This window comes from Kitasatospora sp. NPDC041917 (assembly GCF_055589745.1).
Genome location: NZ_JBVJBI010000001.1, coordinates 56,559 through 80,932 on the forward strand (window position 1 = coordinate 56,559; position 24,374 = coordinate 80,932).

24 protein-coding genes and 3 pseudogenes are annotated in these 24,374 nt (G+C 72.5%); 10 read left to right on the forward strand and 17 right to left on the reverse strand.

What is annotated here, in order from left to right:
* Positions 1 to 34: 34 nt before the first annotated feature.
* The 4 genes from ACZ6EM_RS00250 to ACZ6EM_RS00265 all read right to left on the reverse strand — a co-directional run bounded on the left by ACZ6EM_RS00250 (position 35) and on the right by ACZ6EM_RS00265 (position 2,169).
* The gene (locus tag ACZ6EM_RS00250; RefSeq protein ID WP_465771244.1) at positions 35 to 445 is read right to left on the reverse strand and encodes a cupredoxin domain-containing protein; all 411 of its coding nucleotides are present in this window, start codon (positions 443 to 445) and stop codon (positions 35 to 37) included.
* On the reverse strand, positions 445 to 909 hold the full coding sequence (locus tag ACZ6EM_RS00255) for a hypothetical protein (RefSeq protein ID WP_452179663.1): 465 nt from the start codon (positions 907 to 909) through the stop codon (positions 445 to 447). Before ACZ6EM_RS00255 ends, ACZ6EM_RS00250 begins: the two co-directional genes overlap by 1 nt.
* A 389-nt stretch (positions 910 to 1,298) precedes the next feature.
* Positions 1,299 to 1,496, reverse strand: coding sequence for a DUF397 domain-containing protein (locus ACZ6EM_RS00260; RefSeq protein ID WP_401048456.1), 198 nt, complete (start codon positions 1,494 to 1,496; stop codon positions 1,299 to 1,301).
* 13 nt (positions 1,497 to 1,509) lie between these two features.
* Entirely contained in the window at positions 1,510 to 2,169 is a 660-nt protein-coding gene (locus tag ACZ6EM_RS00265) for a DUF5753 domain-containing protein (protein ID WP_465771245.1), read from the reverse strand.
* 310 nt (positions 2,170 to 2,479) lie between these two features.
* Here ACZ6EM_RS00265 and ACZ6EM_RS00270 point away from each other — a divergent pair, with 310 nt between their 5' ends.
* Positions 2,480 to 2,893, forward strand: coding sequence for a peptidase inhibitor family I36 protein (locus ACZ6EM_RS00270; protein WP_465771246.1), 414 nt, complete (start codon positions 2,480 to 2,482; stop codon positions 2,891 to 2,893).
* Positions 2,894 to 2,969: 76 nt separating this feature from the next.
* Here ACZ6EM_RS00270 and ACZ6EM_RS00275 read toward each other — a convergent pair whose 3' ends face one another.
* Positions 2,970 to 3,857 carry an alpha/beta fold hydrolase gene (locus ACZ6EM_RS00275; protein WP_401048452.1) on the reverse strand — a complete coding sequence of 296 codons (888 nt, stop codon included), beginning with the start codon at positions 3,855 to 3,857 and terminating at the stop codon, positions 2,970 to 2,972.
* Between the two features lie 56 nt (positions 3,858 to 3,913).
* On the opposite strand from ACZ6EM_RS00275, the gene ACZ6EM_RS00280 reads away from it, so the two are divergent.
* Positions 3,914 to 4,522, forward strand: coding sequence for a TetR/AcrR family transcriptional regulator (locus ACZ6EM_RS00280; protein WP_465771247.1), 609 nt, complete (start codon positions 3,914 to 3,916; stop codon positions 4,520 to 4,522).
* A gap of 8 nt (positions 4,523 to 4,530) precedes the next feature.
* On the opposite strand, the gene ACZ6EM_RS00285 is transcribed toward ACZ6EM_RS00280, so the two are convergent.
* Both ACZ6EM_RS00285 and ACZ6EM_RS00290 read right to left on the reverse strand, forming a co-directional pair.
* Positions 4,531 to 4,743, reverse strand: coding sequence for a DUF397 domain-containing protein (locus ACZ6EM_RS00285; RefSeq protein WP_452180896.1), 213 nt, complete (start codon positions 4,741 to 4,743; stop codon positions 4,531 to 4,533).
* Positions 4,740 to 5,591, reverse strand: coding sequence for a helix-turn-helix domain-containing protein (locus ACZ6EM_RS00290; protein WP_452180895.1), 852 nt, complete (start codon positions 5,589 to 5,591; stop codon positions 4,740 to 4,742). Before ACZ6EM_RS00290 ends, ACZ6EM_RS00285 begins: the two co-directional genes overlap by 4 nt.
* A 151-nt stretch (positions 5,592 to 5,742) precedes the next feature.
* Here ACZ6EM_RS00290 and ACZ6EM_RS00295 point away from each other — a divergent pair, with 151 nt between their 5' ends.
* Entirely contained in the window at positions 5,743 to 6,096 is a 354-nt protein-coding gene (locus ACZ6EM_RS00295; protein WP_465771248.1) for a hypothetical protein, read from the forward strand.
* A gap of 37 nt (positions 6,097 to 6,133) precedes the next feature.
* On the opposite strand, the gene ACZ6EM_RS00300 is transcribed toward ACZ6EM_RS00295, so the two are convergent.
* The 4 genes and pseudogenes from ACZ6EM_RS00300 to ACZ6EM_RS00315 form a co-directional block, all read right to left on the reverse strand.
* Positions 6,134 to 7,231 carry a tetratricopeptide repeat protein gene (locus ACZ6EM_RS00300; protein ID WP_465771249.1) on the reverse strand — a complete coding sequence of 366 codons (1,098 nt, stop codon included), beginning with the start codon at positions 7,229 to 7,231 and terminating at the stop codon, positions 6,134 to 6,136.
* A gap of 36 nt (positions 7,232 to 7,267) precedes the next feature.
* The gene (locus ACZ6EM_RS00305; protein ID WP_401052991.1) at positions 7,268 to 7,936 is read right to left on the reverse strand and encodes a lysophospholipid acyltransferase family protein; all 669 of its coding nucleotides are present in this window, start codon (positions 7,934 to 7,936) and stop codon (positions 7,268 to 7,270) included.
* A 148-nt stretch (positions 7,937 to 8,084) separates the two neighbouring features.
* Entirely contained in the window at positions 8,085 to 8,240 is a 156-nt protein-coding gene (locus ACZ6EM_RS00310; RefSeq protein ID WP_465771394.1) for a hypothetical protein, read from the reverse strand.
* Between the two features lie 250 nt (positions 8,241 to 8,490).
* A pseudogene (locus ACZ6EM_RS00315) lies at positions 8,491 to 8,949 on the reverse strand (hypothetical protein); the annotation flags it as partial.
* Between the two features lie 60 nt (positions 8,950 to 9,009).
* On the opposite strand from ACZ6EM_RS00315, the gene ACZ6EM_RS00320 reads away from it, so the two are divergent.
* Positions 9,010 to 9,615, forward strand: coding sequence for a transglycosylase family protein (locus ACZ6EM_RS00320; RefSeq protein WP_465771250.1), 606 nt, complete (start codon positions 9,010 to 9,012; stop codon positions 9,613 to 9,615).
* A gap of 202 nt (positions 9,616 to 9,817) precedes the next feature.
* On the opposite strand, the gene ACZ6EM_RS00325 is transcribed toward ACZ6EM_RS00320, so the two are convergent.
* The 4 genes from ACZ6EM_RS00325 to ACZ6EM_RS00340 form a co-directional block, all read right to left on the reverse strand.
* Entirely contained in the window at positions 9,818 to 11,629 is a 1,812-nt protein-coding gene (locus tag ACZ6EM_RS00325) for an APC family permease (RefSeq protein WP_401055204.1), read from the reverse strand.
* 471 nt (positions 11,630 to 12,100) lie between these two features.
* Entirely contained in the window at positions 12,101 to 13,765 is a 1,665-nt protein-coding gene (locus ACZ6EM_RS00330; RefSeq protein WP_465771251.1) for a multicopper oxidase family protein, read from the reverse strand.
* 146 nt (positions 13,766 to 13,911) lie between these two features.
* Complete coding sequence (locus ACZ6EM_RS00335; RefSeq protein ID WP_465771252.1) at positions 13,912 to 14,538, reverse strand: hypothetical protein; 627 nt, start codon at positions 14,536 to 14,538, stop codon at positions 13,912 to 13,914.
* Between the two features lie 103 nt (positions 14,539 to 14,641).
* Entirely contained in the window at positions 14,642 to 15,550 is a 909-nt protein-coding gene (locus ACZ6EM_RS00340) for a LysR family transcriptional regulator (protein ID WP_401053457.1), read from the reverse strand.
* 143 nt (positions 15,551 to 15,693) lie between these two features.
* On the opposite strand from ACZ6EM_RS00340, the gene ACZ6EM_RS00345 reads away from it, so the two are divergent.
* The 5 genes and pseudogenes from ACZ6EM_RS00345 to ACZ6EM_RS00365 all read left to right on the forward strand — a co-directional run bounded on the left by ACZ6EM_RS00345 (position 15,694) and on the right by ACZ6EM_RS00365 (position 19,342).
* Entirely contained in the window at positions 15,694 to 16,767 is a 1,074-nt protein-coding gene (locus ACZ6EM_RS00345) for a YncE family protein (protein WP_465771253.1), read from the forward strand.
* 253 nt (positions 16,768 to 17,020) lie between these two features.
* A complete protein-coding gene (locus ACZ6EM_RS00350; RefSeq protein WP_465771255.1) occupies positions 17,021 to 17,326 on the forward strand; it encodes an aldo/keto reductase in 306 nt (101 codons plus the stop codon).
* A gap of 169 nt (positions 17,327 to 17,495) precedes the next feature.
* Positions 17,496 to 17,717, forward strand: a pseudogene (locus ACZ6EM_RS00355) (aldo/keto reductase); the annotation flags it as partial.
* Between the two features lie 277 nt (positions 17,718 to 17,994).
* Positions 17,995 to 18,303 (forward strand): hypothetical protein, encoded by a 309-nt coding sequence (locus ACZ6EM_RS00360; protein ID WP_465771256.1) that lies wholly within the window; start codon positions 17,995 to 17,997, stop codon positions 18,301 to 18,303.
* Between the two features lie 100 nt (positions 18,304 to 18,403).
* Positions 18,404 to 19,342, forward strand: a complete 939-nt coding sequence (locus ACZ6EM_RS00365; RefSeq protein WP_465771257.1) for an aegerolysin family protein — start codon at positions 18,404 to 18,406, stop codon at positions 19,340 to 19,342.
* A 120-nt stretch (positions 19,343 to 19,462) separates the two neighbouring features.
* Here ACZ6EM_RS00365 and ACZ6EM_RS00370 read toward each other — a convergent pair whose 3' ends face one another.
* Positions 19,463 to 22,150 carry a helix-turn-helix transcriptional regulator gene (locus ACZ6EM_RS00370; RefSeq protein WP_465771258.1) on the reverse strand — a complete coding sequence of 896 codons (2,688 nt, stop codon included), beginning with the start codon at positions 22,148 to 22,150 and terminating at the stop codon, positions 19,463 to 19,465.
* Between the two features lie 694 nt (positions 22,151 to 22,844).
* On the opposite strand from ACZ6EM_RS00370, the pseudogene ACZ6EM_RS00375 reads away from it, so the two are divergent.
* A pseudogene (locus ACZ6EM_RS00375) lies at positions 22,845 to 22,979 on the forward strand (YccF domain-containing protein); the annotation flags it as partial.
* Here the strand turns inward: ACZ6EM_RS00375 and ACZ6EM_RS00380 are convergent.
* Positions 22,942 to 23,934, reverse strand: coding sequence for a transposase (locus ACZ6EM_RS00380; protein ID WP_465771391.1), 993 nt, complete (start codon positions 23,932 to 23,934; stop codon positions 22,942 to 22,944). The pseudogene ACZ6EM_RS00375 and the gene ACZ6EM_RS00380 overlap by 38 nt on opposite strands.
* Between the last annotated feature and the right edge of the window lie 440 nt (positions 23,935 to 24,374).

The following is a 24,374-nucleotide window of genomic DNA, read 5'->3' on the forward strand; positions in this document are numbered from 1 at the left end:
CGTGTGCAGGGGACGAGCGTAGGGCAGTCGCCCCTCACGCCACGGTCAGAATCCCGCGCATGAAGTGGTGGAAGGTGCAGAGGTACGCGTAGGCGCCCGGTTGGCTCGGGGCGGTCAGGGTGGCGCCGGCGCCCGGGGCGAGGGGGCCGGTGTCGAAGGTGCCGTCCTGGGCGGTGAGGGTGTGGGCGGTGGTGCCGGTGTTGGGCACGGTCACCACCGCGCCCGGGCCGACGGTGAAATTGTCGGGTTCGAAGGAGAAGTCGCGGATCGTCACCGTTCCCGCGAAGGGGGTGGGCGACGGGGCCGGAGAGGACGGCGCGGATGGCGCCACGACGGGGCTGGTGGTCTCCTCCGGGCCCGGTACGACGAACGAGCTGATGCAGCCGGTCAGCAGGGGACCGGCTGCGAGCAGCAGCAGGGCGGCGGCCCGGACGGGCGACCGCATCAGGCGGTGGTGGCCAGCTTGACCCGCTTGGCGTCGGCGGCGGCCGTCGGGCTGGCGCCGATGTTGGAGACGGTGGCGGTGAGGACGGCGTCGACGTCCGGGAGCCAGTTGGTGGTCTTGGACTGGACGACGATCAGCCGTGTCTGCGGCGTCCCGTCGCAGATCACGTCCGTCTCCGCGGTCCGGCTGGAGCCGAAGGCGATCGACGAGGTGTCCTCCGGGTCCTTCTGCTCCGCCGTGACGGTGAGCGAGCGGGCCTCGTCGGCGACGGTGCAGAGGTAGTCGACCTCCACCCGGATCCGGCCGGGGAGCCTGGCGTCGATCCTGGCGTCGCCGAGGGTGACGCTGGTGACGGGGGTTTCGGAGGTCGGGGTCGGATCGTCGGCCAGGGCGGGTGGTACGGCGGCGCCGGTGAGGCCGGTGAGCGCCGAGGTGAGTACCGTCAGGATGATCCACCGCTGCACTACAACCTCCCGGTCCGAGAACGTGTTGCGGCCGACGCTAACCGCCCGGCGGCTCGCCCGCTCGCCGGACCGTCCCGAACGTCATACCAACAGCCCATCGCCCGGCGCCCCACCCCGTCACCGCCGCCGTCACCGCCTCCGGAGCCAGACCGCCCAGGTCAGCGTCGAGCAGCCCGCGTACGCCACCAGGAACCCCGTGTACGCCCCGATCGCGCCCGCGAGCTCGATCAGTGCCGCCGACCGGGCCACGGCCGGGTAGTGCGCCGGGATCCTCCCGATGGTTCGCGTGAGAAGTCGACCTGGTCGACTTCTCACGCGAACCGGGAAATGACGTCGGCCCGTGCCCCAGGACACCTGGGGCACGGGCCAAAAGGTGCACTCCGCACAGGTCACGTCGTCAGGTGGTCGAACTCCCCAGCCTTGACGCCGAGCAAGAGCGCGCCGAGCGCGCCGGGCGAAGTGGTGAGGACGGTGTCGGGGTCATCGCTCTCACGAATCCTGACGGTGACGTCGGCGACTGCTGAGACGTCGATGCAGTTAGCAGTGTCACCGCTGAACGAGGACTTCTGCCAGCTCTGAACGGCCATGATTCTTCCCGTCTCACATGCTCTGGGCGGTACGGCGGATCAGGTCGCGGGACGCGTCGGGTTTGAGCGCACTCGCCTCCAGCCGATCCCATACGGCTCGATACTTGATCAGCTGCGGCTCAGTGTCAATGAACTCGAATCGGTCTCCATCGACCTGGACGCTGTCCAACCGCGCGACCTCTGCGGCGAAGTACACGATCCCGGCCCCGGAGCTGGGATAGCTACCGGTGCCGAACGGGATGACGCGCAGGTCGATGTGCGGGTATTCACTCATGGTCATCAGGTATTCGAGCTGATCACGGGCAACCTCCGGGCCGCCAAAGCCCATACGCAAGGCAGTCTCATGGACGACGGCCGACAGCGGAATCGGATGCTCGCCGAAGAGCACCGCCTGTCGCTTGATGCGATGAGATACCAGGTGTTCCACTTCGGGCGGGGACAACGGCGGGACTACGTCCCGAAATAGGGCGCGAGCATGCTCAGGGGTCTGGAGAAGACCAGGGATGTGAACCACTGAAACGATCCGCATCGTCTGCGTGTGATGTTCGAGTTCGGCCAGGTCGAGTGCTCCGGCCGGGAGGATCTCGCGGTACTCCCAGGTGTACGGCGAGGACGCTGACGGGTGGGTCGCGGCCTGGGGGCTCGCCGACTCGGGCGGCCGGACCCACGTCATCGGCGTCGACGGGCGGACACGTATGACCCTCGCGTCTCCCGGGCGGGCCGTGCGTCACTTCTCCAGGCGGCCGGATGTCACCGCCAGGCCGATCCGGCTCGCGCGGCCGGAGGCCGCCGCGGCGAGCCGGGCCGAAGCAGCCTGAGCCCGAGCCGGCGCCCTCCAGATCTGTTCACAAGCGGAACCGCGCGCAACCGTAGCGCGAACGGGGCACCCGTGCCAGCCTGTTCGAGGCCTCGGGGGGCAGTGGTCCGCACGGGACTCGGCCCGCCCGGCCTTCCTGCACTGTCGACTGGGACGGGAGTACGGAATGCGCATCAAGATCGGACGGCACACGGCCAGCATCGCGGCGGTGGCGGCGTTGACGGCCGGCGCGGTGGCCATGGCCACCGGGAGCGCCTACGCCGCAGGTCCGGGCGGGGTGGAGGCTTGCCCCAACGGCAGCGTCTGCCTGTACTACAACTCACCGGGGAACGGCTGGGGATCGTTCGACAACTTCTCGCCGAACCAGAACCTCGACCTGCACAACTACACGTTCGCCCGCTACGCGAACGGCTCCGGCTACGGGGTGACGATGTACAACAACGCCGCCTCGATCGTGAACAACACCGGCCACACGGTGTGGGTCAGCAAGATCAGCGACGGCCTCTGGGTGCCCTTCGACAACGGGTACGCGGGATCGCTCAACGCCGCGGCGAACAACGACGCCCGCCTGTTCTCCTGACGCACCGCAAGCAACCTCGAAGGGCCCTCCACCGCGCGCGGGGGCCCTTCGGGCCTTCCTGGGCTACCACCCGTCGCTACCGCCCGACGGCGCCGATGAAGCCCAGCAGCCGTTCGTTGACCGCTTCCGGCTGTTCCAGGTTGAGCCCGTGCCCGGCGCGGTCCAGGATCTCCGCCCGCACGCCCGGGATCAGCCGGGTGACGCGCTCCACCACCTGGCGCGGTCGCAGCAGCGCGCTGCGCCTGCCCACCAGGACGAACACCGGCAGCTCGATCGACGCCAACTCCTCGTCCGTGAAGGGCCGGGCCGGCGGACGGGAGGACGGCTTGTAGCTCCGCATGGCGAGCATCAGCGGGGCGATCATCTCGCGTGGCGCGCTCAGCGCCGGGTTGGCGAGCAGCCGGCCGACCGCCGGGCGCAGCGGGCGCGGGGCGAGCATCCCGAACAGGCCGCCGATCATGTGGGCGTAGAACCGCGCGGGCACCTTCTCGATCCCGCCGGGGTCGAGCGGCGTGATCGAGGCCAGCCGTTCGGGCGCGTGGACGGCCTGGTTGAGCGCCAGCCAGCCGCCGTAGGAGACGCCGACCAGGTGGACCCGTTCCAGCCCGAGGCCGGCGAGCACCTCGCCCAGCCAGGCCGCGTTCTCCTGCGAGCCGGCCGCGACGACGCGCTGCACGCTGCGACTTGGGTCGTCCAGGGTGTCGATCGCGTAGACGGGGTGGTGCTCGCCCAGTGCCGCGATCTGCGGGTACCAGTTGGACGGGTGCCCGGCGTGGCCGTGCAGCAGCACGATCGGTTCGCCGGTCGTGGCGCCGTAGCGGTGGACGTGGACGCTCCCGTACGCGGTCTCGACGTCGAGCTCCTGGCGCGGACCGGGCCACAGCTCCATCGCCCGGTCGTACGCCGCAAGGAACTTCGCCCGGGCCGCCTCGCTGACGAAGTGTCCGACGCTGGTCCTGGTCATGATCCCTCCCTGTTTGATGGTATGGTTGTACCACAAAAATATCCGAAAGGAACCCGATGCCGAAGCTGGTGGATCACGAGGAACGGCGGGCCCACGTCATCGACGCGCTGCTCCGCTCAGCGGCGAGCAGCGGCCTGCACTCCGTCACCATGCGCTCGGTGGCCGTCGAGGCGGGCGTGTCGGTTCGGCTCGTGCAGTACTACTTCGACACGAAGGAGCAGCTGCTGCTCGCCGCCATGACCCGCCTCGCCGCCCGCATGGGCGAACGGGTCCAGCGGCGCGTACGCGAGAGCGGCGCCGCGGGCGACCCGCGCGGCATCATCGAGGCGGTGCTCCTGGAGGCCGTCCCCACCGACGAGGAGAGCCGCGCCTTCCACCTCATCTACACCGAGTACGCGGTGCTCTCCGTCACCGACCCGGCGCTCGGCGGACAGCCGTTCCTGGCGGCCCCGAACGAGATGGAGGCCTTCCTGGCGGCCCAACTGACGGCAGCCCAGCAGGCCGGAGCAGCCGATCCACACCTGGACGCGCGCCAGGAGGCCGTCGTCCTGCTGGCCACCTCCGCCGGCCTGGGCCTCAGCGTGCTGCTCAAGCAGCGGACGGCGGCCGAGGCGACCGCCGTCCTGCACTACCACCTGGGCCGGATCCTCCCCGGCCGCAGGTAGGGGGCGGGCTACCGCGCCAGGTGGTCGAACTCCCCCGCCTTGACGCCACGAAGGAGGGCACGGAGGCTCTCGGGCGACATGGTGATGACAACGCCAGGTTCGTCACTCTCCCGGATCTTGATGGTGCTGTCGAGTGCCGCTGCCAGGTAGATGCAGTTGGCGGCCTCCACGCTGTAGCTGGACTTCTGCCAGTTGAGGACCGACATGACCTTGCCTCTCAAGTTTCCTTTTCGATACGTGCCATGAGATCACGCGACTCGACCGGGCTGAGCGCACAGGAATCCAGCCGATCCAGGATCATCCGATACTTCGCCAGGTAGGCATACGCGTCGAGGAACTCGGACCCGTGATCCGTGTCGAGCTGAACAGTGTCAAGTTGAGGCACGGAAGCGCTGAAGTAGACGATCGGCTGGCCAGAACCAGGGAACGCCCCAGCACCGAAGGGAATCACGCGAACTGAGATGTCCTCCCGGGCGCTCATCTCGATGAGCTGCCTGATCTGCCTTCGAGCCACAGCCGGACCACCAACCCCCATGCGCAAGGCTGCCTCATGGACGACGGTCGACAGCGAGGCCGAATGATCGCCGTAGAGCACCGCTTGTCGCTTGATGCGATGAGAGACGCGGTGCTCAACTTCGGGCGGCGACAGGGGTGGGAACACGTCGAGAAAGAGGGCACGGGCATGATCGGCGGTCTGGAGCAGTCCGGGCACGTGGATCACTGATGCAATCCTCATCGCGGTGCAGTGGTACTCCAACTCGGCGAGGTCGAGTGCGCTCGGACGCAGGATGTCGCGATACTCCTCCCACCACCCCCGGACTCGTCTTCCGGTCATGCCGGCGAGAGCGTCGATGAGGCTCTGGTCCGTGCACGTGTACGCGCGAGCGAACGCACGGACGCGATCTGCGCTTACCGGGTAGCGGCCCACTTCGATGCGACTCATGTGAGCCTGGTTCACACCAACCCGAGCAGCCGCGGCAGTTGAGGTGAGCCCGGCATTCTCGCGGAGTTTGCGCAGTTCAAACCCAAGTCGCTGTTGCCGCAAGGTTGGGGCGCCGCTCGTCGACATCTCGCTCCTCTCGTTCACCATCCGGAGTGACATGGCAAGTCTTCAATGGACTTCATGGAAATTATGCCATGGAAGCGCTACCGTATGACATGGGTCAGCTACCAAGAGTGCTGATCTCCGGCAAACCCATGCCTTGAGGTAGGAGACTTCCATGGCTGCTGCGCCCTCGCCAAACCTCCGCCCGATCCCGGCCCGGCCCCCGACGGTCCCGACCTTCGACCAGGAGCTGTGCGGGCTCGTACTCGACTCCGCGCCCCGGCTGTTCGCCGTCGTCCAGGTGTGCGACGAGGGGCTCGCGGACGCCGACGGGTGGGTCGCGGCCTGGGGGTTCGCCGACGCCGCCGGGTCGACGCACGTCACCGGCGTCGACGGGCGGACGCGCCTGACCCTCCCCTCCCCCGAGCGGGCCGTTCGCCACTTCTCCCGCCGGCCGGGGATCACCGCCCGGCTGATCTGGCTCTCCCCGCCGACCGGCGCCGCAACGGACCGGGCCGAAGCCGCCTGACGCCTCACGTCTGCGCGGCACTGCTCCGCAATCAGCGTCAACCTGCGCTCAGGCCGTCCAACTGATCCTGGAAGTAGGCCCGTTCGTCGTCGTCCGGCGCCAGCTCCAGCGCCACGGCGGCGTGGTGCCGCGCCCGGCTGTCGCCGACCATTCCGTAGACCATCGCCAGGGCGCCGTGCCCGTAGAAGTCGAGCCCCTCGACGGCGGCGAGGCCCTCGGCCAGCCACAGCGCCTCGGCCACGTTGCCCGTGCCGATCTCCGCCTGCACCGCGCAGCGCAGCACGTCCGGGTTGTTGGGACTCGCCCGGTACTGCGCCCGGAGGTCGCGGACGGCCCCGTGGACAAGCTCCGGATCGGCGGCGACGGCGAGCAGCCGGTCGGGGTTGGCGGGAGTGGCGGGCGGGAGCGACCGCCAGTGGTCGAGGTGCCCGGACCCGGGAGCGACCCGTTCCAGCTCCAGCAGCGCCGCGCGCCACGGCGCCTCGGCTCCGGCGTGGTGCGCCGCCGCCGCGAGGAGTTCCAGCACCTGCTCCTGGTCGGGTTCGAGGTGCTGCGCCCGTTCCAGGACGGCCACCACGTCCGGCCAGTCCACGCCGCTGCGCGGGACCGCGGCCAGCTGGTACAGCACCCGCCCCAGGGCGAGCCACTCGGTGGCGCCGCCGCTCCCGTCGCCGACAAGCTCGGAGAGGATGCCGGCCTGCTGCCGCACGAGGTCCACCGAAGCCTCGTGCCACTGCAACCAGGCCCGGACGTCGCCGAGTTGCCGCTCGGCCGCGACGCATCCGGGGTAGGCGGCGAGGACGCGCTCCAGCTCCCGTCCGGCCCGGTCCACGCTGCCGATCCGGACGTAGGCGCCGGCGAGGTCGCAGCGCACGGCCGGGTCGTCCGCCCCCGCGTCCGCCAGGAACTCCAGCAGCGGGACCGCCTCCGCGAACTGCCCCGACACCAGGTGGGCCGACGCCAGGGCGTTCAGGTCCCCCGCGTGGGCGTCGGCCGAAAGGGCCGACTCCTTCAGGGCGGCCAGCCCTTCCTCGTCCGGATCGGAGACGAACCGCTCGAAGCACGCGAGGACCTCGGGACGCGTGCCGTTCCCCCGGTACTGCGGCTCCCAGTCGATGGTCGGTTCACTGTTCACATGGGCCTCCCCAGCCGCCTGTTCCCCCCGCCTGGCCTACCCGGGCTCCGTACGGTCCCACCGCCCACTGACACACCGCTCCGCGGTGCGCCAGGCGGCGGTGACGGCGCGGTGGGCGGCGGCGGTGGCCTCGGGGATGTCGCCGGGCAGGTGGAGCGGGGTGCCGAGGTGGACGTGCAGGGCGGGGCGGCGCAGGGGGGCGGTGGCGAAGCCGGCGAGCTGTTTGGCGGTGCCGCCCGAGCTGAGGCGGCGGGCGCCGCACTGGCCGAGCGGCACCACCGGGGCGCCGGTCGCCGCCGCGAGCCGGGCGAGGCCGGTGCGGAAGACGCCCGGCTCCGCGTCGCGGGAGTCCCGGCGCCGGGGCAGACCGCCCTCGCCGTAGATGAGGACGACCCGGCCGGCCGCCAGCGCCGCCGCGGCGGCGTCCAGGGCGCCGGCCGCCCGGGCGGTGCCACGGTGGACGGGGATGTGCCCGCCGGCCCGCAGCGCCCTGCCGAGCACCGGTACCCGCCACAGCCCGGCGGCGGCCATGACCACCGGCTCGGTGCCCAGCCGGCGCAGTGCGGCCAGCACCACTCCCGGGTCGGCCAGGGAGCTGTGGTTGGCCGCGACGATGCTGCCCGGGGTGACCGGGCCGGCCGTCTCGGAGGTGACGGACAGCCGGCCGAGGACGGGTACCAGGGCGGCGGCGATCGTGCTGAGCATGGCTGTTCCCCCGTGTCCCGCGGCGAAGTGACACCTCCATGCTCGCGGAGCGCCGCCGCCGGCCGCCTGAGTAGCCGTACTCAGACCGGGCCGGGTGCCGGTCGGGTCAGCCGCGCTGCACGGTGACCCGGTCCACGGCCGTGCCGTCCTAAGTCAGGGAGCGCACCTCCATCCGGGCGGGCCGGCCCGCGGCGGCGGGGGTCACCTCGGCCGCGACCAGGCAGTAGCCGGTGTAGCGGACCCTGGACCAGGTGACCTTGACGGTCTGGTTGTGGCCGCTCCGGTCGGCGACCACCATCGGCACGGGCTTGTCGTTGGCGCTTTCGTGCCCGAGGTAGGTGTCGGAGGCCGGGTAGGAGTAGAGCCCGCCGCCACCGCCGCCCGCGACGACGTAGGTGGTGCCGTCCTTCGCGGGGTCGACGGTGTCGCCGGAGGCGGCCTTGCGGATGGCCTTGCGGGTGGCCCTTGCCGGCCCGGATGGGGTCGGTCCGCTCGTAGACGTGGTTGTGGCCGCTGAGCACCAGGTCCACCTGGTACTTGTCGAACAGCGGGGAGCAGTCCTGCTGCGCGCCGAGTTCGGCGCCGTTGTCGTGGCAGGTGGAGTACGTGCACTGGTGCGGGTGGACGACGATGAAGTCGATGCCGGTGTCGGCGCGGAGCGCCGTGAGCCGGCTCTCCAGCCACTTCTTCTGCTTGCCTTTGGTGCAGTCGAGGTTGGCCGGGGTGTTGTAGCAGACGTCGTTGCCGTCGAGGCTGATCAGCCCGACGTTCTGGTACCGCCAGGAGTGGACGCCGGTGGACCGGCGCCGAAGTCGCCGGGCCGGACGCCGATCCGGACGAAGGGCGCGGTCACCGCGTGCGGCACCTGCCAGGAGACGACGACCTGCTGGGAGGGGTCGGCCCCGAAGGCGAGGTGACGGCCGATCGGCCGCGGGCCACCGAGGTGGTACCGGGCCGCCGTGCGGGTGACCTTCCGGACGTGTCGGCGCCGGAACACCCCGTCCGGCGTGCATGGGTGGAGGGGCGCCGTCCGCGGACGGCGCAGGTTCTGTCCCCCAGTCCGAGAGCCGCCGATGCCTCCCACCGTCTGTCTGCGCCGTATCGTCCCGACCGCGCTCTGCGCCCTGACCGTGGCCCTCGCCGCCGCCCCGGCGGCCCACGCCGCGCCACCGGGCCGCGACGGCGGGTCCGACCCCGGAAGGGCGGACGGCGGCAGTTACGACTGGGACCGCGTGGCGGACTGCGAGAGCAGCGGCAACTGGCGCGTCAACACCGGCAACGGCTACTACGGCGGCCTCCAGTTCGACCGGCCCACGTGGCGGGAGAACGGCGGCCTCGCCTACGCATCGCGTGCGGACCTCGCCACCCGCGAGCAGCAGATCGCCGTCGCCGAGCACCTGGCCGGCCACCGCGGCCTCTCCCCCTGGCCCGTCTGCGGCGCCCGTGCCACCCGCGGCCACGGCCGCGAGGGCGTCCTGCCGCCGCCGGCCGCCGCCCCGGCCAGGGCCGTGTCCAAGGACGGCACCTGGACCGTCCGCGAGGGCGACACCCTCGGCGGCATCGCCGAAGTCCTGCGCGTCCCCGGCGGCTGGCCCGCGCTGTACGAGCTCAACGCCGCCGCCGTCGGCGAGGACCCGGACCTCATCGAGCCCGGCCTGGTCCTCGACCTCCCCTCCTGACCCCCGCCCCCGTCCCTGTCCCTGTCCCTGTCCCCTTCACCGCCCCACCGACCCGCCGCCCGCGCCCGCCCCGGCGCGGGCGGCGGTCCGTCGTTCACGCCGTTCCCGTCCGACGCCGTTCCCGTCCGACACGCCGACGGCCCGCCCGCTCACTCGGAGCGGACGGGCCGTCGGCGTGTCGCCCAGGGCGGACGGGCCCCGGTCAGCCGACGTGCACGCGCGGGCGGCGCGAGCGGTCCGGCTCGGCCTCGCGCAGCACCTCGCGGGTGACCGGCGCGACCTCGCCCTGCCCGAACAGGAAGAACCGCAGGAACTGGGCGAAGGGGCTGCCCTCGGTCCACTCGAAGTAGAGGTGCGGCTGCTGCCCGGTGCGGTCCCGGATGTTCAGCGCGAGCGCGGCGAGCGCGTTCGGGATGCTGGAGCTCTCCAGGGTGAGCACCCGGTAGCGGCCGTGCAGCACCTCTCCGCGCACGGTGAGCTCGGCCTCGAAGTCGGAGGCGTCGCGGACGGTCACCTCGACGAAGACCAGGTCGTCCTCGCCGGGGATGTCGTTGTCGGCGCGGATCTGGCGGATCTTGTCGCGGTACTCGGCGACGTCGCGGTGGCTCGGCTCGTTGGCGATCAGTCGCAGCGGGCGGTGCGCGTAATCCCTGATGAAACGTTCCGCCACATCGTCCATGGCCACATTGGTGACGCGCAGCTCGAAGGCGCGGCGCAGCCGGGAGAGCAGCGAGACCAGGATGATCCCGGCGATGAAGCAGGCACCGATCTTCAGACCGTCCGGCCGCTCCAGCACGTTCAGCACGGTGGTGTAGAGGAAGATCGCCGAGATGACCGCGAAGGCGACGGTCCATCCGCGCTCGCGCTTGCGGTAGGCGGCGATGGTCACCGCGATGGCGGCGGAGCTGATCAGCACCAGCACGCCGGTCGCGTACGCGCCGCCCTGGGCGTCCACGTTCGCGTCGAAGATCCAGGTGACCAGGAAGCCGATCAGGGTCAGCACGATCACCATCGGCCGCACCGCGCGCGCCCAGTGCGGGGCCATGCCGTAGCGCGGCAGGTAGCGGGGCAGCAGGTTGAGCATGCCCGCCATGGCGGAGGCGCCGGCGAACCAGAGGATCGCGATGGTGGAGAGGTCGTAGACGCTGCCGAAGGCGCCGCCCAGGTACTCGTGCGCCAGGAACGCCAGGGCGCGGCCGTTGGCGTCGCCGCCGGGCTTGAACTGGTCGGCCGGGATGAGCAGCGTGGTGATGAAGCTGGTGGCGATCAGGAAGCAGCTCATGATCACGGCGGAGGTGGTCAGCAGCTTGCGGGTGCCGCGGATCCGGCCCGCCGGGTCGGCCTCGGTGTCGGTCGGGTCGCCCTTGATGTGCGGCATCACGGCGACACCGGTCTCGAAGCCGGACAGGCCGAGCGCCAGCTTCGGGAAGGTCACCAGGGCCACGCCGACCATGACGATCGGGTTGCCGTGCTGGAGGGTCAGCGCGTGCGACCAGTCGGTGACCACGTGCGGCGCCTCGATGATCTTCCAGAGGCCGACGGCCACCACGACCACGTTCAGCACCAGGTAGGTCCCGACCAGGAACACCGCCAGGCCGATCGCCTCGCTGAAGCCCTTGAGGAAGACCGCGCCGAGCAGCGCCACCAGGACCATTGTGATCACCACCTGCTTGCCGCCGAGGAAGCCGGTCAGGTGCGGGTTCTCCACCAGGTGCGCGCTCGCGTCGGCGGCGGACAGGGTGATGGTGATCAGGAAGTCCGTGGCCGCGAAGCCGAGCAGCGCGAGGACGAACAGCTTGCCCTTCCAGAACGACAGCAGCCGCTCCAGCATCGCGATCGAGCCCTCGCCGTGCGGGCTCTCCTTGGCCACCCGCCGGTAGACCGGCAGCGCGCCCAGCAGGGTGACCACCACCAGCACGATGGTGGCGATCGGCGACAGCACGCCCGCGGCGAGGGCGGCGATGCCCGGCTGGTAGCCGAGCGTCGAGAAGTAGTCCAGGCCGGTCAGGCACATCACCCGCCACCAGCGCTGGCCGGCCTGCGCACCGTGCCCGGCGGAGTCCCCCGCAGCCGGGCCCCCGGGCGACGCCTCCGGGGCGCCCTCCGCCGCGGTCGGCTGCGCGGGCTTCTCCGCGGTCACGTCCTCCAGCAGCCAGCTGCGGAGGCGTATTCGCGCCGACGGCGCGTCCGTCTCCGCCGTCCCCGTCGTACCCGACGAAACCACCTTGCACCTCTTGTTTAAAGACCCCGTAAAACGCCGTCGGGCGACGGCCGTGCGAAACGCTATGCGACGGCCGTTAAGGATCCGTCATCGGGCCGCGTTAAGAAAACGTCATGACGGCGCAGGTCGGCGCGGGTGGCACGGGGTGGCACGGTGCGACCGGACGGGTGCCGGGGAGGAAATGACCCCGAACCGTTCCGCCGGTTCGGGGTCATTTCGGGGGTCAAGTCCGGCATCCCCTTCCTCGGGGGGGGGAGCCCCGGGTCAGGCCCGGTAGCCGAGGACGGTCATCATGCCCGTCTCCGCGTGGTAGACGTTGTGGCAGTGCACCATCCACAGCCCCGGGTTGTCCGCGTCGAAGTCGACGGCCAGGGTCGTGCCCGGCAGCACGACCGCGGTGTCCTTGCGCGGGCCGTCGCCGGGCAGCGCGAAGCTGTGGCCGTGCAGGTGGACGGGGTGCCACATGGTGGTGCTGTTGCGGAACTCCAGCCGCACCCGCTCGCCCGCCGCCACCGGATGGCGCTGCGCCGGGTCGTACCTGCGGCCGTTGAACGCCCAGTCGGCCTTCGCCATCCCCCCGGTGAGCTCCAGCTTCACCGTGCGGTCCGGCGCCCTGGCGGGCAGCCGCACGCCCGGGGCCGCCCTGAGCTGCCCGGCGGTGACCAGCCGGCCGTCCAGCTCGGCCGGGCGGGCGGCGGCCTCGGGGGCGGCACCGCCGCCGGTGCGCAGCACGGCCAGGGCGGTGGCGTTCTTGCCCTCGGCCAGCGCGGTCAGCGGGAAGACGCCGTCCCCGGCGGTGACCAGCACGTCGTAGCGCTCGCCCATGCCGAGCAGCAGCGCCTGGGTGGTGGCCGGTTCGACCGGGAAGCCGTCGGTGTGGGTGACGGTCAGCTCGTGGCCGCCGAGGGCGACCCGGTAGGCGGTGTCGCCGCCCGCGTTGATCAGGCGGATCCGGATCCGGTCGCCGGGTTTGGCGGCGAAGGTCTCGGGCGCGGTGGCGAGCCTTCCGTTGACCAGGTGGAACGGGTACGCGACGTCGCCGGCGTCACCGCCCAGCAGTGGGCTCCGGGCGCCCATCAGCATCCGGCCGGGGGCCGCGCCGCTCGGGGCGCCTCCCGTCCCGGGCATCCCCGGCATCCCCGACATACCCGGCATACCCGGCATGTCGTGTCCGGAGCCGCCCGAGTGGTCCATCCCTCCCATGCCCTTGGCGAGTTCGGCGAGGACGGCGTCCGGGGTGCTGCCGTCGACGCCGTCCACCCAGTCGTCCAGGACGACGACCCACTCCTTGTCGTAGGCCAGCGGCTCCCTGGGGTCCTCGACGATCAGCGGCGCGTACAGGCCGCGGTCCTGCTGGACGCCGGAGTGCGGGTGGAACCAGTACGTGCCCGGGTGGGAGAGCGCGAAGCGGTACTCGAACGAGCCGCCGGGCCTGATGTCGGCCTGGGTCACGCCCGGCACGCCGTCCATGTCGTTGCGCAGGGCGAGGCCGTGCCAGTGCAGCGAGGTGGACTGCGGCAGGTGGTTGGCCAGGGTGACGGCGAGGGTGTCGCCGAGGGTGGCGCGCACCTCCTGGCCGGGCAACCGGTCGCCGTACGCCCAGCTGCGGACGGTGCGGCCGCCGAGGTCGAGGGTGGCCTCGGTGGCGGTGAGCGCGATCTTGCGCTCCGGGCCGGGGTTGCGCGCGGCCTCGGCGGCGGCGACTTCGGGGCCGTTCGGGGCGAGGTAGCCGGCCGGGGCGGCGGACGGGCCGGCCGAGCCGCTCGCTCCGGTCGCTCCGGTCGCTCCGGTCGCTCCGACGGTGGAGCCGTGGTTCATGGACCCGTGGTCCATGCCCTGCATGGAGTCGGAGGAGCAGGCGGCGAGCAGGCCTGTCCCGGCGGCGGCGAGCGCGGCGCCGAGGACGGTACGACGGGTGGGTGTGCGCATGGCGGAGTGCACCTCGTGCGGTGGGTGGGTGTACAGGGCGTCGCGTCGGCCGTTCCGTGCGCGGGCGCCGCGGGGCGCGAGCGGGCACATGGAGGTGCGCGTGGGCGCTCCCGAGCGGGCGCGGGCACGGGACGGCGGGCGCGCGCCTACTGACGCAGCACCGAAAGCCGGGTGAGGAGGATCCGCCCGCCTCCGGGCGGGGGCAGCGCGCGGAGGGCCCGCAGCAGCCGGGCCCGTACCTCGGCGGCGGCGTCGCCGCTGCGGCGCAGCAGCGGGCCGGCGAGAAGCAGCACCAGGGTCCAGCCGGCCAGGACGGCGAGGCAGACCGCCATCGGGTCCATGCCGCCGGGGGCGGCGGGGTCGAGGGTGCCGACGGTGGCGACCGCGGAGGCGGCCCGGTGGCCGGCGGCGAGGTGGCCGGCGGCGAGGTGGCCGGCGGCGAGGTGGCCGGCGGCGAGGTGGCCGGCGGCACGGTGGACCGGGGCGAGATGGACGGGGGCGGGCTCGGCGGCCGGTCCGTGCCGGACGGCGCCCGACGGGTGCGGCGGCGGGGCCTGCGTCCCGGCGCGCTCGCGCCCGCCGTGGCCGCTCTGCCCGCCGTGGCCGATCGCTCCGCTCCGCCCGCTGTGTTCGCCCTGTCCGCTGTGTCCGTCGGACCCGCCGTGCCCGCCGCCCGGATGGCCGAGCGTATGCATGGTCACGACGCCGAGCAGCAGCGCGGCGAGCAGCAGCAGGCGCAGGGCCCCCGGCACCGGCGGACCGAACGGCCGCAACCGCGCCATCCTCCGCCCCCGTCCGCGACGCCCGCCATATGTACCCCCGCAGGGTATCCCGACCCTACGCCGCCGGCCGGGCCGGGCCGCGCCGCCCTCCTGTTCACTCCGTGGCGTGCGGGTCCGCGCCCAGCACCGCCGCCGCCACGTGCTCGCGGAACCAGCGGTGGCCCGGATCGGCCGCGTTGCGCGGGTGCCAGGCCATCCCCAGCTCCAGCGGGGCGAGTTCGAGCGGGATCGGGAAGGTGCGCAGGCCCAGCGCGGCGATGGTGTCCGGCAGCCAGTCCGCCGGGACGAGGGTGACCAGGTCGCTGTCCCGGGCCAGCAGCATCGCACCGGTGTGGCTCGGCACGACGACCGCCACCCTGCGCTTCAGTCCGAGCCCGGCCAGCGCGGTGTCGATCGGGCCGAGGCGCTTGCCGCGCCGGGAGACGCCGATGTGGTCGGCGGCGGCGAAGCGACGGGCGGTGATCCGGCGGCCGTCGAACAGCGGGTGGCCGCCGCGGGCGAGACCGACCAGCGGGACGCTCATCAGCCGACGGGTGCGGACCTCGGGGTCCAGGTGGCCGAGCACGCCGAGCTCGATGTCCACCGGGCCCTGCCGCAGCGCCGGGCCGCCCTCCAGGGTCTCCGGCAGGAACACCACGTCCACCCGCGGCGCCTCGGCCCGCATCCGCTCGGCGAGCGCGCCGGCCGTCCGCACCAGCATCAGCTCACCGGCCTGCACCGTGAAGGTGCGGTCGAGGTGCACGGGGTCGAACCCGGCGCCGGGGCGCAGCACGCTGTCGCAGCCGCGCAGCAACGCGCCCACCTCCTCCCGCAGTTCGAGCGCCCGCGGGGTCGGGACGAGTCCCTGCCCGGCGCGCACCAGCAGCGGGTCCTCAACGGCGCGGCGCAGCCGGGCCAGCATCCGGCTGACCGCCGCCGGCGAGGTGCCGAGCCGCTCGGCCGCACGGGTCACGCTGTTCTCCTGGAGCAGGGCGTCCAGGGCCCGCAGCAGGTTGAGGTCCATCGATCACACGCTCCTGAGCTGTGTCTTTGTGTTCCGCGCAACTATCCGATGCCGATCCTTGCATTGTTCCCGCCGGCACCCGCCCCGAAGGTGGAGACGACAGGTGATCACCTGTCACTCCTCGATCACCCCTCGGAGCTCTCGTGTCCCAGCCCTCCCAGCCCTCCCGCACCGCCCGTGCCTCCCGTGCCGCCCGTGCCGGCGACGTCCTCGCCGTCGTCAGCCAGAGCGGCCCGACCGTCTCGTTCTTCGACGCCGCCACCGACCGGCACCTCGATACTCTCCAAGTCCTCGCCGAGCCGCACGAGTTGTGCTTCGACCCGACCCAGCGGCTGCTCTGGTGCAGCAGTGCGTACCACTCGGGCTACTACCACGCCAACAGCGGCCGCCGCACCGAGCTGACCGTCATCGACGCCGACACCCGCCGGATCATCGAGGTGATCGACCTCGCCCCCGAGCACGGCCCGCACGGGCTGGCGCTGGACACCGCCCGGGGCCGCCTCTACGTCAGCGTGGAGGGCGGCGAGGACCGCCCCGGCGGGGTCGTGGTCATCGACACCGCGACCCGTCGCCCGCTCGGCCGGATCGACACCGACGCCCCCGGCCCGCACTGGTTCGCCGTCTCCCCGGACGGCCGGACCGGCTTCGCCACCAACAAGGAGGCACCCTTCGTCTCGGTGGTGGACCTCGAACGGGGCACGCTGACCGCCAAGGTGGAGGTCCCCGGCAGCGAGGGCCTGGCCGTCTCCCCCGACGGCACCCGGGTCTATGCCGCCGGCCCGTACTTCTCCACCTCCGCCGCCCCCGCCGCGGCGCCGGGCATCCGCGTCATCGACGTCCCGACCGCGACCGTCACGGCCGTCCTCCCGACGGACTCCCCGGCCCTGCCGGTACACCTCACCTCGACCGGCCTGCTCCTGGCCGGCGAAGTCCGGTCGGCCCCCGCCCCCGGCTCCGCCCTGGGGCGCCAACTCCCGGGCCGCCTCACCGTGTTCGCCACCGACGACCACCGCTGCCTCGGCTCCGTCGAGGTGGGCCTCTTCCCCCTCACCATCACCTCCTCCCCGGACGGCGGCCTCGCCTACGTCGCCGGCGTCGTCTCCTCCACCGTCGACGTCATCGACCTGGCCACCCTCACCCCCGTCTCCCGCCTGACCGTCCCCAGGCTCGCCGACCCGGGCGCCCACGGCCTGGCCTACCTCCCCCGCGCCGAGTGAACCCCCGAGCGGCCGCGAGGTGACCGCCGGGATGCGGCCGCCGGGCAGCCGCCGTCTCCGGTCGAGGTGGACCGGCGGCCGCCCGGCGGCCGCGCCGCGTCATGATTCCGGTGACCGGGTCACCACCGGCGACCCCTTGGACGACACCCCTGGAGGGAAGACCGATGCGCTCTCGCAGCCTCGGACCTGACGGACGGTCCGCCAGTGCGCTCTGTCTCGGCGCGATGACCTTCGGCACAACCGCGACGACCTGGTGCTCGCCACCAAGGCCGGCGCCCGCCCGGTGCCCGGGCTGCCCTTCCCCGAACACGTCGAGGGCCTGTCCGCCCGCGCGCTGCGCGAGGCCGCGGACGGCAGCCTGCGCCGCCTCGGCACCGACCGACTGGACCTGTACTACGCGCACGTGACCGACCCGGCGACGCCGCTCGAAGAGACCATGGGCGCCTTCGACGGGCTGGTCGCCGACGGCAAGGTCACCGCCCTCGGCTGCAGCAGCCACCGCGCCGCCGACCTGGCTGTCGCCAACGACCTCGCCGCCGAACGGAGTTGGCCCGGCTAGCGGTGCGTCCAGCAGCGCCACAGCTACCTGCGGCCGCGGCCCGGCGCGGACTTCGGCATCCAGAGGCACGCCGACGAGGCCCTGCTCTCCCTCCTCGCGGCCCGGCCGTCGCTGACACTGCTCGCCTACTCCCCGCTGCTCGGCGGCTCGTACTGTCCGCCCCGACCGGCCGCCGCCCGAGCAGTACGGGTGGCCGGCGGCGCGGGCGCAGCCGGCCGCGCCGGCAGAGGTGGCCGAGGAGACCGGCGCCACCGTCAACCAGGTGGTGCTCGCCCGGCTGATCGGCCACCCCGTCCCGACCGTGCCGGTGCTCGGCGTCGGCTCCGTCGCCCAACTGGACGAGAGCCTGGCCGCATTGGACCTCGTCCTCGACGAGGAGCAGCGCCGACGGCTGGACACCCTCCGCCCCGCCGTCGGGGCCTGTCGTGCGGGACAGGCCCCGGCCCGCGCCGACCGACCGCGCCCCGTCCGCGCCCCAGGCCGGGGGCGCGGTCCGCACCCCAGGCCGGGGGCGCGCTCCGTGCCAAGTTCGCGGTTTTCCACGATGCCCGAGCGTGGTGGTCGCGTGCCAGTCTGTGACCACCACCGCACCCCACGGCCGGGCCGGGGCGGGACCGATCCGCCACCGGTGACCGGCCGTTCACGTGGAACATCAGGAGGGACTTGTCATGAACAGGCGAATTCGCGTGGCTTCGCTCTGCGCCACTCTCGCCGCCGCGGTTCTCGCCGGCGGCACCGCCCAGGCCTACGCCGCCGCGGCCTCCCCCACCCCGGCGCACGCCGCCGCGACGCCCGCCGTCCAGGAAGGCGCCTCGACGCAGGCGATCGAGATCTGGCGCTACGCCGGCCGGTACGAATCGTTCGTCGCGGCGCAGGCGGCCTACTGGGTGCTCTACGGCCTCGGAAGCGCCATCAAGGACAAGATCGAGCAGGTCGTGGTCGACGGCGCGTACCGGTGGGACCTCTACATCCAGTGAGTCCCCCGGCGCCTGCACGAGCCGTGACGCCCTCCGGATGGAAACAAGGCGAGCGTGAGACACGTCCGCTCGCCCGGCCTCGAAGAGAGTTGGTAGACCCATGCAGCGTACGACGTCCATCACCGGTCTGGGCCGCACGGCCGCCGGCGCCCTCACCGCCCTGCTGATGGCGGCCGGAGCGGTCGCCCTCGCCCCGTCCGCCCAGGCCGCGGCCGGACAGACCGGGCCGCAGGCGTCCGCGGCGCAGCGCCCGGCCGCCGAGAGCGAGTCGGCGAGCGTGCCGCGGATCACCGCGGACCGTTCCACGAAGGTCACCCTCTCCAACAACAGCGGGTCCGGCCTGACCAAGACGTGGGAGAAGCTCGACCACGGCTGCTGGACGAACGACATGCTGCCGTCCGACTACGTCCCCAACACCAAGTCGGCCAGCTGGCAGAGCGAGTCCTGCGGCTTCGCGACCGGGACCGAGGGGAACATCACCTACACGCTCGCCGACGGTGGCGAGGTCAAGCTGCACTGGAACAACCCCTACTGGGGCAGCAACGACTACAGCTGCTCCGTCCCGTACGGGTACACCTGCTCCCGGAGCGGTGGCAGCGGGGACAACACCTCGGTGACGTTCAGCATCGGGCGCGCGTCCCTGGCCGCCGTGTCCCCGGCCGCCACGGAGTCGCCCAGCCTCCTCTCCGCCGCCCGGAGCACGTCCGTCAACCTGACCAACAACTCCGGCAAGCTGCTCACCCGCTCCGGCGCGAGCCTGCAGTGGGGGATCTGGTCCGACGGCGGGATGCCCCCGTCCATGGTCCAGTCCGGTATCACCGCGAAGTGGGCGAGCGAGTCGGACGGCTTCATGACCGGCACGGAGGGCGACGTGACCTTCGACGTGCTCGGGGAGCAGAACAAGGTGAAGGTGCACTGGAACAACCCCTACACGGGCAGCAACAGCTACAGCTGCGACGCCCCGGCCGGGTACAAGTGCACCTGGCAGGGGGGTGGCGGTGACAACGCCGCGGTCTCCTTCACCCTGTCGAAGTCCTGATCGCACCGCATGAACCGGCGCCGTCCCCGTCCGGGCCGGGTGCACCCGCACCCCGGGCGGGGGCGGCGCGCTCCCCGGCCCGCCGCGGGTCCGGCCCCGCTCCGGACCCGCCCCGGGTTGCTACCGCTCCAACACCGCCACCAGCTGGGTGCGCCGGGCGATCCGCAGCTTCCGGTAGGCGTTGGTGAGGTGCGTCTCCACGGTGCGGCGGGTGAGGCAGAGCGCGGAGGAGATCTGGGCGTTGCTGTGCCCCGCCGCCGCCAGTTCGGCCACGCGCCGTTCGGCGGGGGTCAGGGCGTGTCCGCCGTTCCTGTTCCGCACCCCGCCCTCGCGCAACGCCTCCTGCGTCAGGCCGAGGAGACGGCCGACGGCGGCCGGCCCTCCGGCCTCCGGAGCGGGTGCGGCCAGTCGCCGGGCCGCGGCGTGCGCCTCGCGCAGCGTGTCACGCCCCTTGCGGCCGTTGCCCGCTTCGAGGTGGGCCCGGCCGAGATCGACCAGGACCTCCACGAGTTCCACGGGCGCGGAACCCGGCCTGAGCAGTTCGGCGCCCTCGGTCAGCGAACACAGGGCCAGCCTGCCGCCCACGGTCGCGGCGTACGCCCGCAGCGCCCGGCCGACGGTACGCGCGGTGCCCCAGGTCCGGGCGTGGCGCAGTTCCTCCTCGGCGAGTTCGCGCGCCTCCTCCCGCCGCCCGAGCCGCACCAGGGCGAGCGCCGCCCCGGAACGCCACGGCGTGGCGACCGGACTGACGAAGTCACGGGCGCTCTGGCCGGCTCCGCAGCGCAGGTAGTCGTCGAGGGCGGCCTGCCAGTCGCCGTCCGCCGCGTGCAGCAGGGCCCGGGTGTAGCCGAGTTCGTTCCACTCCCAGGACCTGTCGCTGCCGGACGGGCCGGCGAGGGCCACGGCCTCCCACGCCCCGGCGCGCCGGCCCGTCTCGCACAGGGCCGTCGCCACCATGGCCGCCAGATGCGGCAGTCGCACGCCCTGCCCCGCGGTCGCCGCCACCAGGGCGGCGTTCTCCGCGATGACGCGGTCGAATTCCCCCGCCCAGAGCGCCGCCTCGGCCCGGACGCTGAGCAGACACTGCAGACCCACGTCCGTCAGGTCCGGGGGGACGGGCGGGACGGGCAGGCACAGGCCGGTCAGCTCACGCGCTTCCTCCAGGCGGTCCGCCCATTGCAGCAGGGTGGCCGCGCTGCCGAGCCAGGCGGTCCGCAGCCGCGGGTCCACCGGCATCGCCAGGCGCGGCCGGACCCGGGCGAGCACCTCGGCCGCCGAGCGGAGGCCGGCCCCGGCTTCGTACTCGGTGATCAGTCCGCACACCAGCGGCTCGATGGCCGGGGGTACCGTCGGGGCCAGCGCGCGCAGGCCCGCGACGGCGCCGCGCCAGGCGTCGCCGTCGTGGGAGGAGACGAGCGCGCCGAGGGTCTGCAGCACCTGGACGAGCTCGGCGTCGTCGGCGGCACGGCTCACCTGGTGAAGGACCCGCAGCGCGGTGTCGGGATCCCGGCCCGCGACGAGGGCGGCGCTCAGGGCCGTCGCCGCGGTCGCCCGTTCCCGCAGATCGGTGTGCAGTTCCAGCCCGGTGTGGAGTCTGCGGATGCCGGCGGTCGCGTTGTTCGGAAGCTCCAGGGCGCCGAGGCGCAGGCAGAGGGCGGCACGCCGGTCGCGATCGAGCGGGCCGCTCAGCGCGTGGCGCAGATACGCGGCGGACTCCGCGACCTGGCCGGCGCGCATCGCCTCCTCCGCGGCGTCGGCCAGCGAACGGGCCATCCACACCTCGCTCGGCCGATCCACCCGCAGGAGCCGGGAGGCCACGGCCGTCGCCGGCGCACCGCTCTCGTCGAGCAGTTCCGCCATGCGCGTGTGCAGCTCGGCGACCTCCTCCGGCTCGGCGGCGGCGAGCACGGCCTCCCTCGCGAGGGGATGGCTCAGCAGCCTGCTCAGGCGGCGCACCGACCGCTCGCCCGGGGGACGCCGGGACGTGCAGAGGCCGGAGAGCCGGCGGAGGAGGCCGGGGCCGGCCGGCATCCCCTCCTCGACCGCGACGACGAGGGCGAGGCAGGCGTGGCGCAGGCAGGGGTCCGCCCTCCGCAGCCAGTCGGCGATCGTGTCGCGGTAGCGGCTGTGGGACCGGGCGGACGACGGGCGAGGGAGCGGCCCGTCACCGAGGTCGGCGACCAGCGCCCGCACCAGGGCCGGGTTGCCGGCACCCGCCTCGACGCAGGTCGCGGCGGCCTTCTGGTCCAGGCCCGCGGCTCGGGCGATGCGGATGACCGCCGACACGCTGAGCGGGTGCAGGGCGACGGACACCCCCGTGGCGGGCGGGAAGGCGGCCGGACCGGACCGGTCGGCGCACTCGGTGGCCACCAGCAGCACGGGGATGTCGGCGATGCGGCGGGCGAGGTAGCCGATCCAGCGCCGGGACGGCTCGTCGGCGTGGTGGAGGTCGTCCACCGCGAGCAGCGCCGGCCGCTCGGCGGCCGACCGGGCCAGGCGCGTCACCAGCCGGTGGAACAGCCGCTGTTCGTCCGGTCCGCCCGGTGCCGAGAAGGGAACGGCCTCGTCGTCCGCGAAGAGCTGCCGGACCAGCCCGAACGGGAACGCCGTCTCCTCCGGTACGCCGCGCGCCCGTCCGACGCGCATGGCGTCGCCGCCGGCCTGCTGCCGGACGATCGCCTCCAACGCGGCGGTCCGCCCCCGGCCGGCCACCGGCGCCGAGAGCAGGACCGAGCGCCCGCTGCCCGCCCGTACGGCCGCCGCCGCTGTCGCAGCCATGCCAAGAACCTCGTCGCGCTCCAGGAGCATCCGATCCCGTCCCTTCGTCCTGTCCACCCGCGACGCCGGCCCGGGCCCGCCTCCCCCGCCCGGGCATCGCCGCCCGCGGCCACCGGATCCGCATTTCCGCGGGAATACCGTGACGTTGCCTTCCCGGCCCGATCCTCACCCAGTAGCGACACGAACCGACTCACCGCGCGGAAAACGGCGCGATCACGTTTGTGGCAGAGCTTGATCCAGCCGCTTTTATCACGTTTCACGCACGAACTTTCCGCCCGCGACAACGGAGCGCACCGACCCCGAACCCGTCCGGCCGCATCCGGGACCGGCCCCGCGCAGGCAGCCGCCGGGACGGCGGACCGCCACCCGCGCCCGCCGGCCACCGCGCACCCACCGGTTCGTGCCGACACGGATCGATTCCCCCGGCCCGCCTTTCGACCACCGGCCCGGCAGAGCCGGGTGGACCGGGAGTTCACCGGTTCGCCCACGAGGAGTCCCTCGTCATCACCGCCCCGCCGCCGGGCACCAGCACAAAGGGAAAGGCGATATCCGACAGTCCGTCGCGACGCACCCGGCAAATCCTCACGGGGAGTTGACGCCACCCGGACCCCTACCCGAGACTGCGTCCCGGACCGGACCCTGAGGAACAACCCCTAAGGGCGTAGACACGCCCACCGGCGGGCATGGCACGGTCGTAGGGCAACGCCATCGGTCGTGAGAAGCAATAAGGTTCATCCTCAATGTCATCTGGTTGATTTTCTGCGGCATTTGGATGGCACTTGCCTACACGCTCGCCGGAATCATCTGCTGCGTACTCATCGTCACGATCCCGTTCGGGATGGTTCTGCTGCGCTCAGCATCACGCGGGGGTCAACCCGCCCTTCGATTCGCATAGGCGGGAGCAGGTCGAGGTCAGGCACCGGTACACGTTCAACCCCCGCGAGCGTCAGGTCCAGCTCGGCCCAGATACCTTGCGCCACCCACTCGTTGAAGTACTTCGAGGCGGTACTCGTCGAGCCGTACTCCTCGCGGAGCTTCGGCCATGAGACACCGGTGCGGGCCTTGGCGAAGATGGCGTCGACTGAGCGGCGGACGCGGTTGCCCCGACCAACAGGGAGCAGATGGGAGAGTAGCGACCACTGCTCGTCCGTCAGGTCAGTCGCCGGGAGGGCTGCCTTGGCTTTTTTGTACCAGGCTTGGACGGTGCAGGCTATGCCACCGGTGCGGACCGGCACCGGGCCGAGGATGAAGACCTTCACATCGAGCAAGTCGAGCACTTCCGTCTGCTCTTCTGCCTTCATTTCTGCAAGCTGATGGCGGGCCAGGTTGGACAAGGCTTTCAGATCACCGGCCCGGCATTCGGCCTCCTCGACCTCGACCATCCACGCGTGGGCCTCGGCACGCATCTCCTCCAGCTGCCGTAGCTCTTCGCTCAGGGTCGCGGTCGCAGCAGCGATGGCGTCCGGGGACTGTTGCTGCTTGGCAGCGGCCACGATCACCGCAGCTATTGAGGCTTTCATCGAGTCTATTTGACGGTCGAGGTCCACGATTCGCTCGGCGTGGGCCTCCTGGTTGCCGTCGGACATACCGACCCACTCGGCCGCCAATGCCTCCAGCTTCTTCGAGTCGCCAAGCAGAGTGACGACTTCGGACCAGACCCGTTGCTCCACAGCCGCGGCGTCGATGTACGAGCAGCTGCACACTCCGCTGCCTGGCACGGTCTCAGCCTTGCCGCTGCACCGGTAGTTGCGTCGGCCATACGAGAGCGACTCCCGGCTGATCCCGGTGTACGGCGAATCACAGAGGCCGATCAGCCGACCCGTGAGCGGGTAGACCGCTCGGTTAGGGCTACTTCTCTTCGCCCGGGCGGAGACCTTCCGGCGAAGAGTCGCGCCTGGTCCTCGGACAGAACACGAGGGAACGAGATTGTCACCGACTCACCCCAGAGCGGTTGGCCGTCCACGTCGATCTTGGTACGACGGCTCGGCCTCGCCCCGTAGGCCCCCCGTCGACGGCAACCAGCACCACGGGGGCTCCGTCTTTGGTCTTGATGCAGGGCTCCACCATGGCCCAGTAGTCGGTGTCTTCGCCGTAGGTCTCGCGTGCGGAGCGTGTATGGGGCGGGGCCGCTGCGGATGCCGGCGTCGGCGCGATCAGCCCCCCCCCCCCCCCTGTCAGGAGGGAGGTGGCCGCGGCCGTCAGGGCGAGCAGATGGCGCATCGCGTGTGGAATGCAAAGATCAACGACCTGCCGT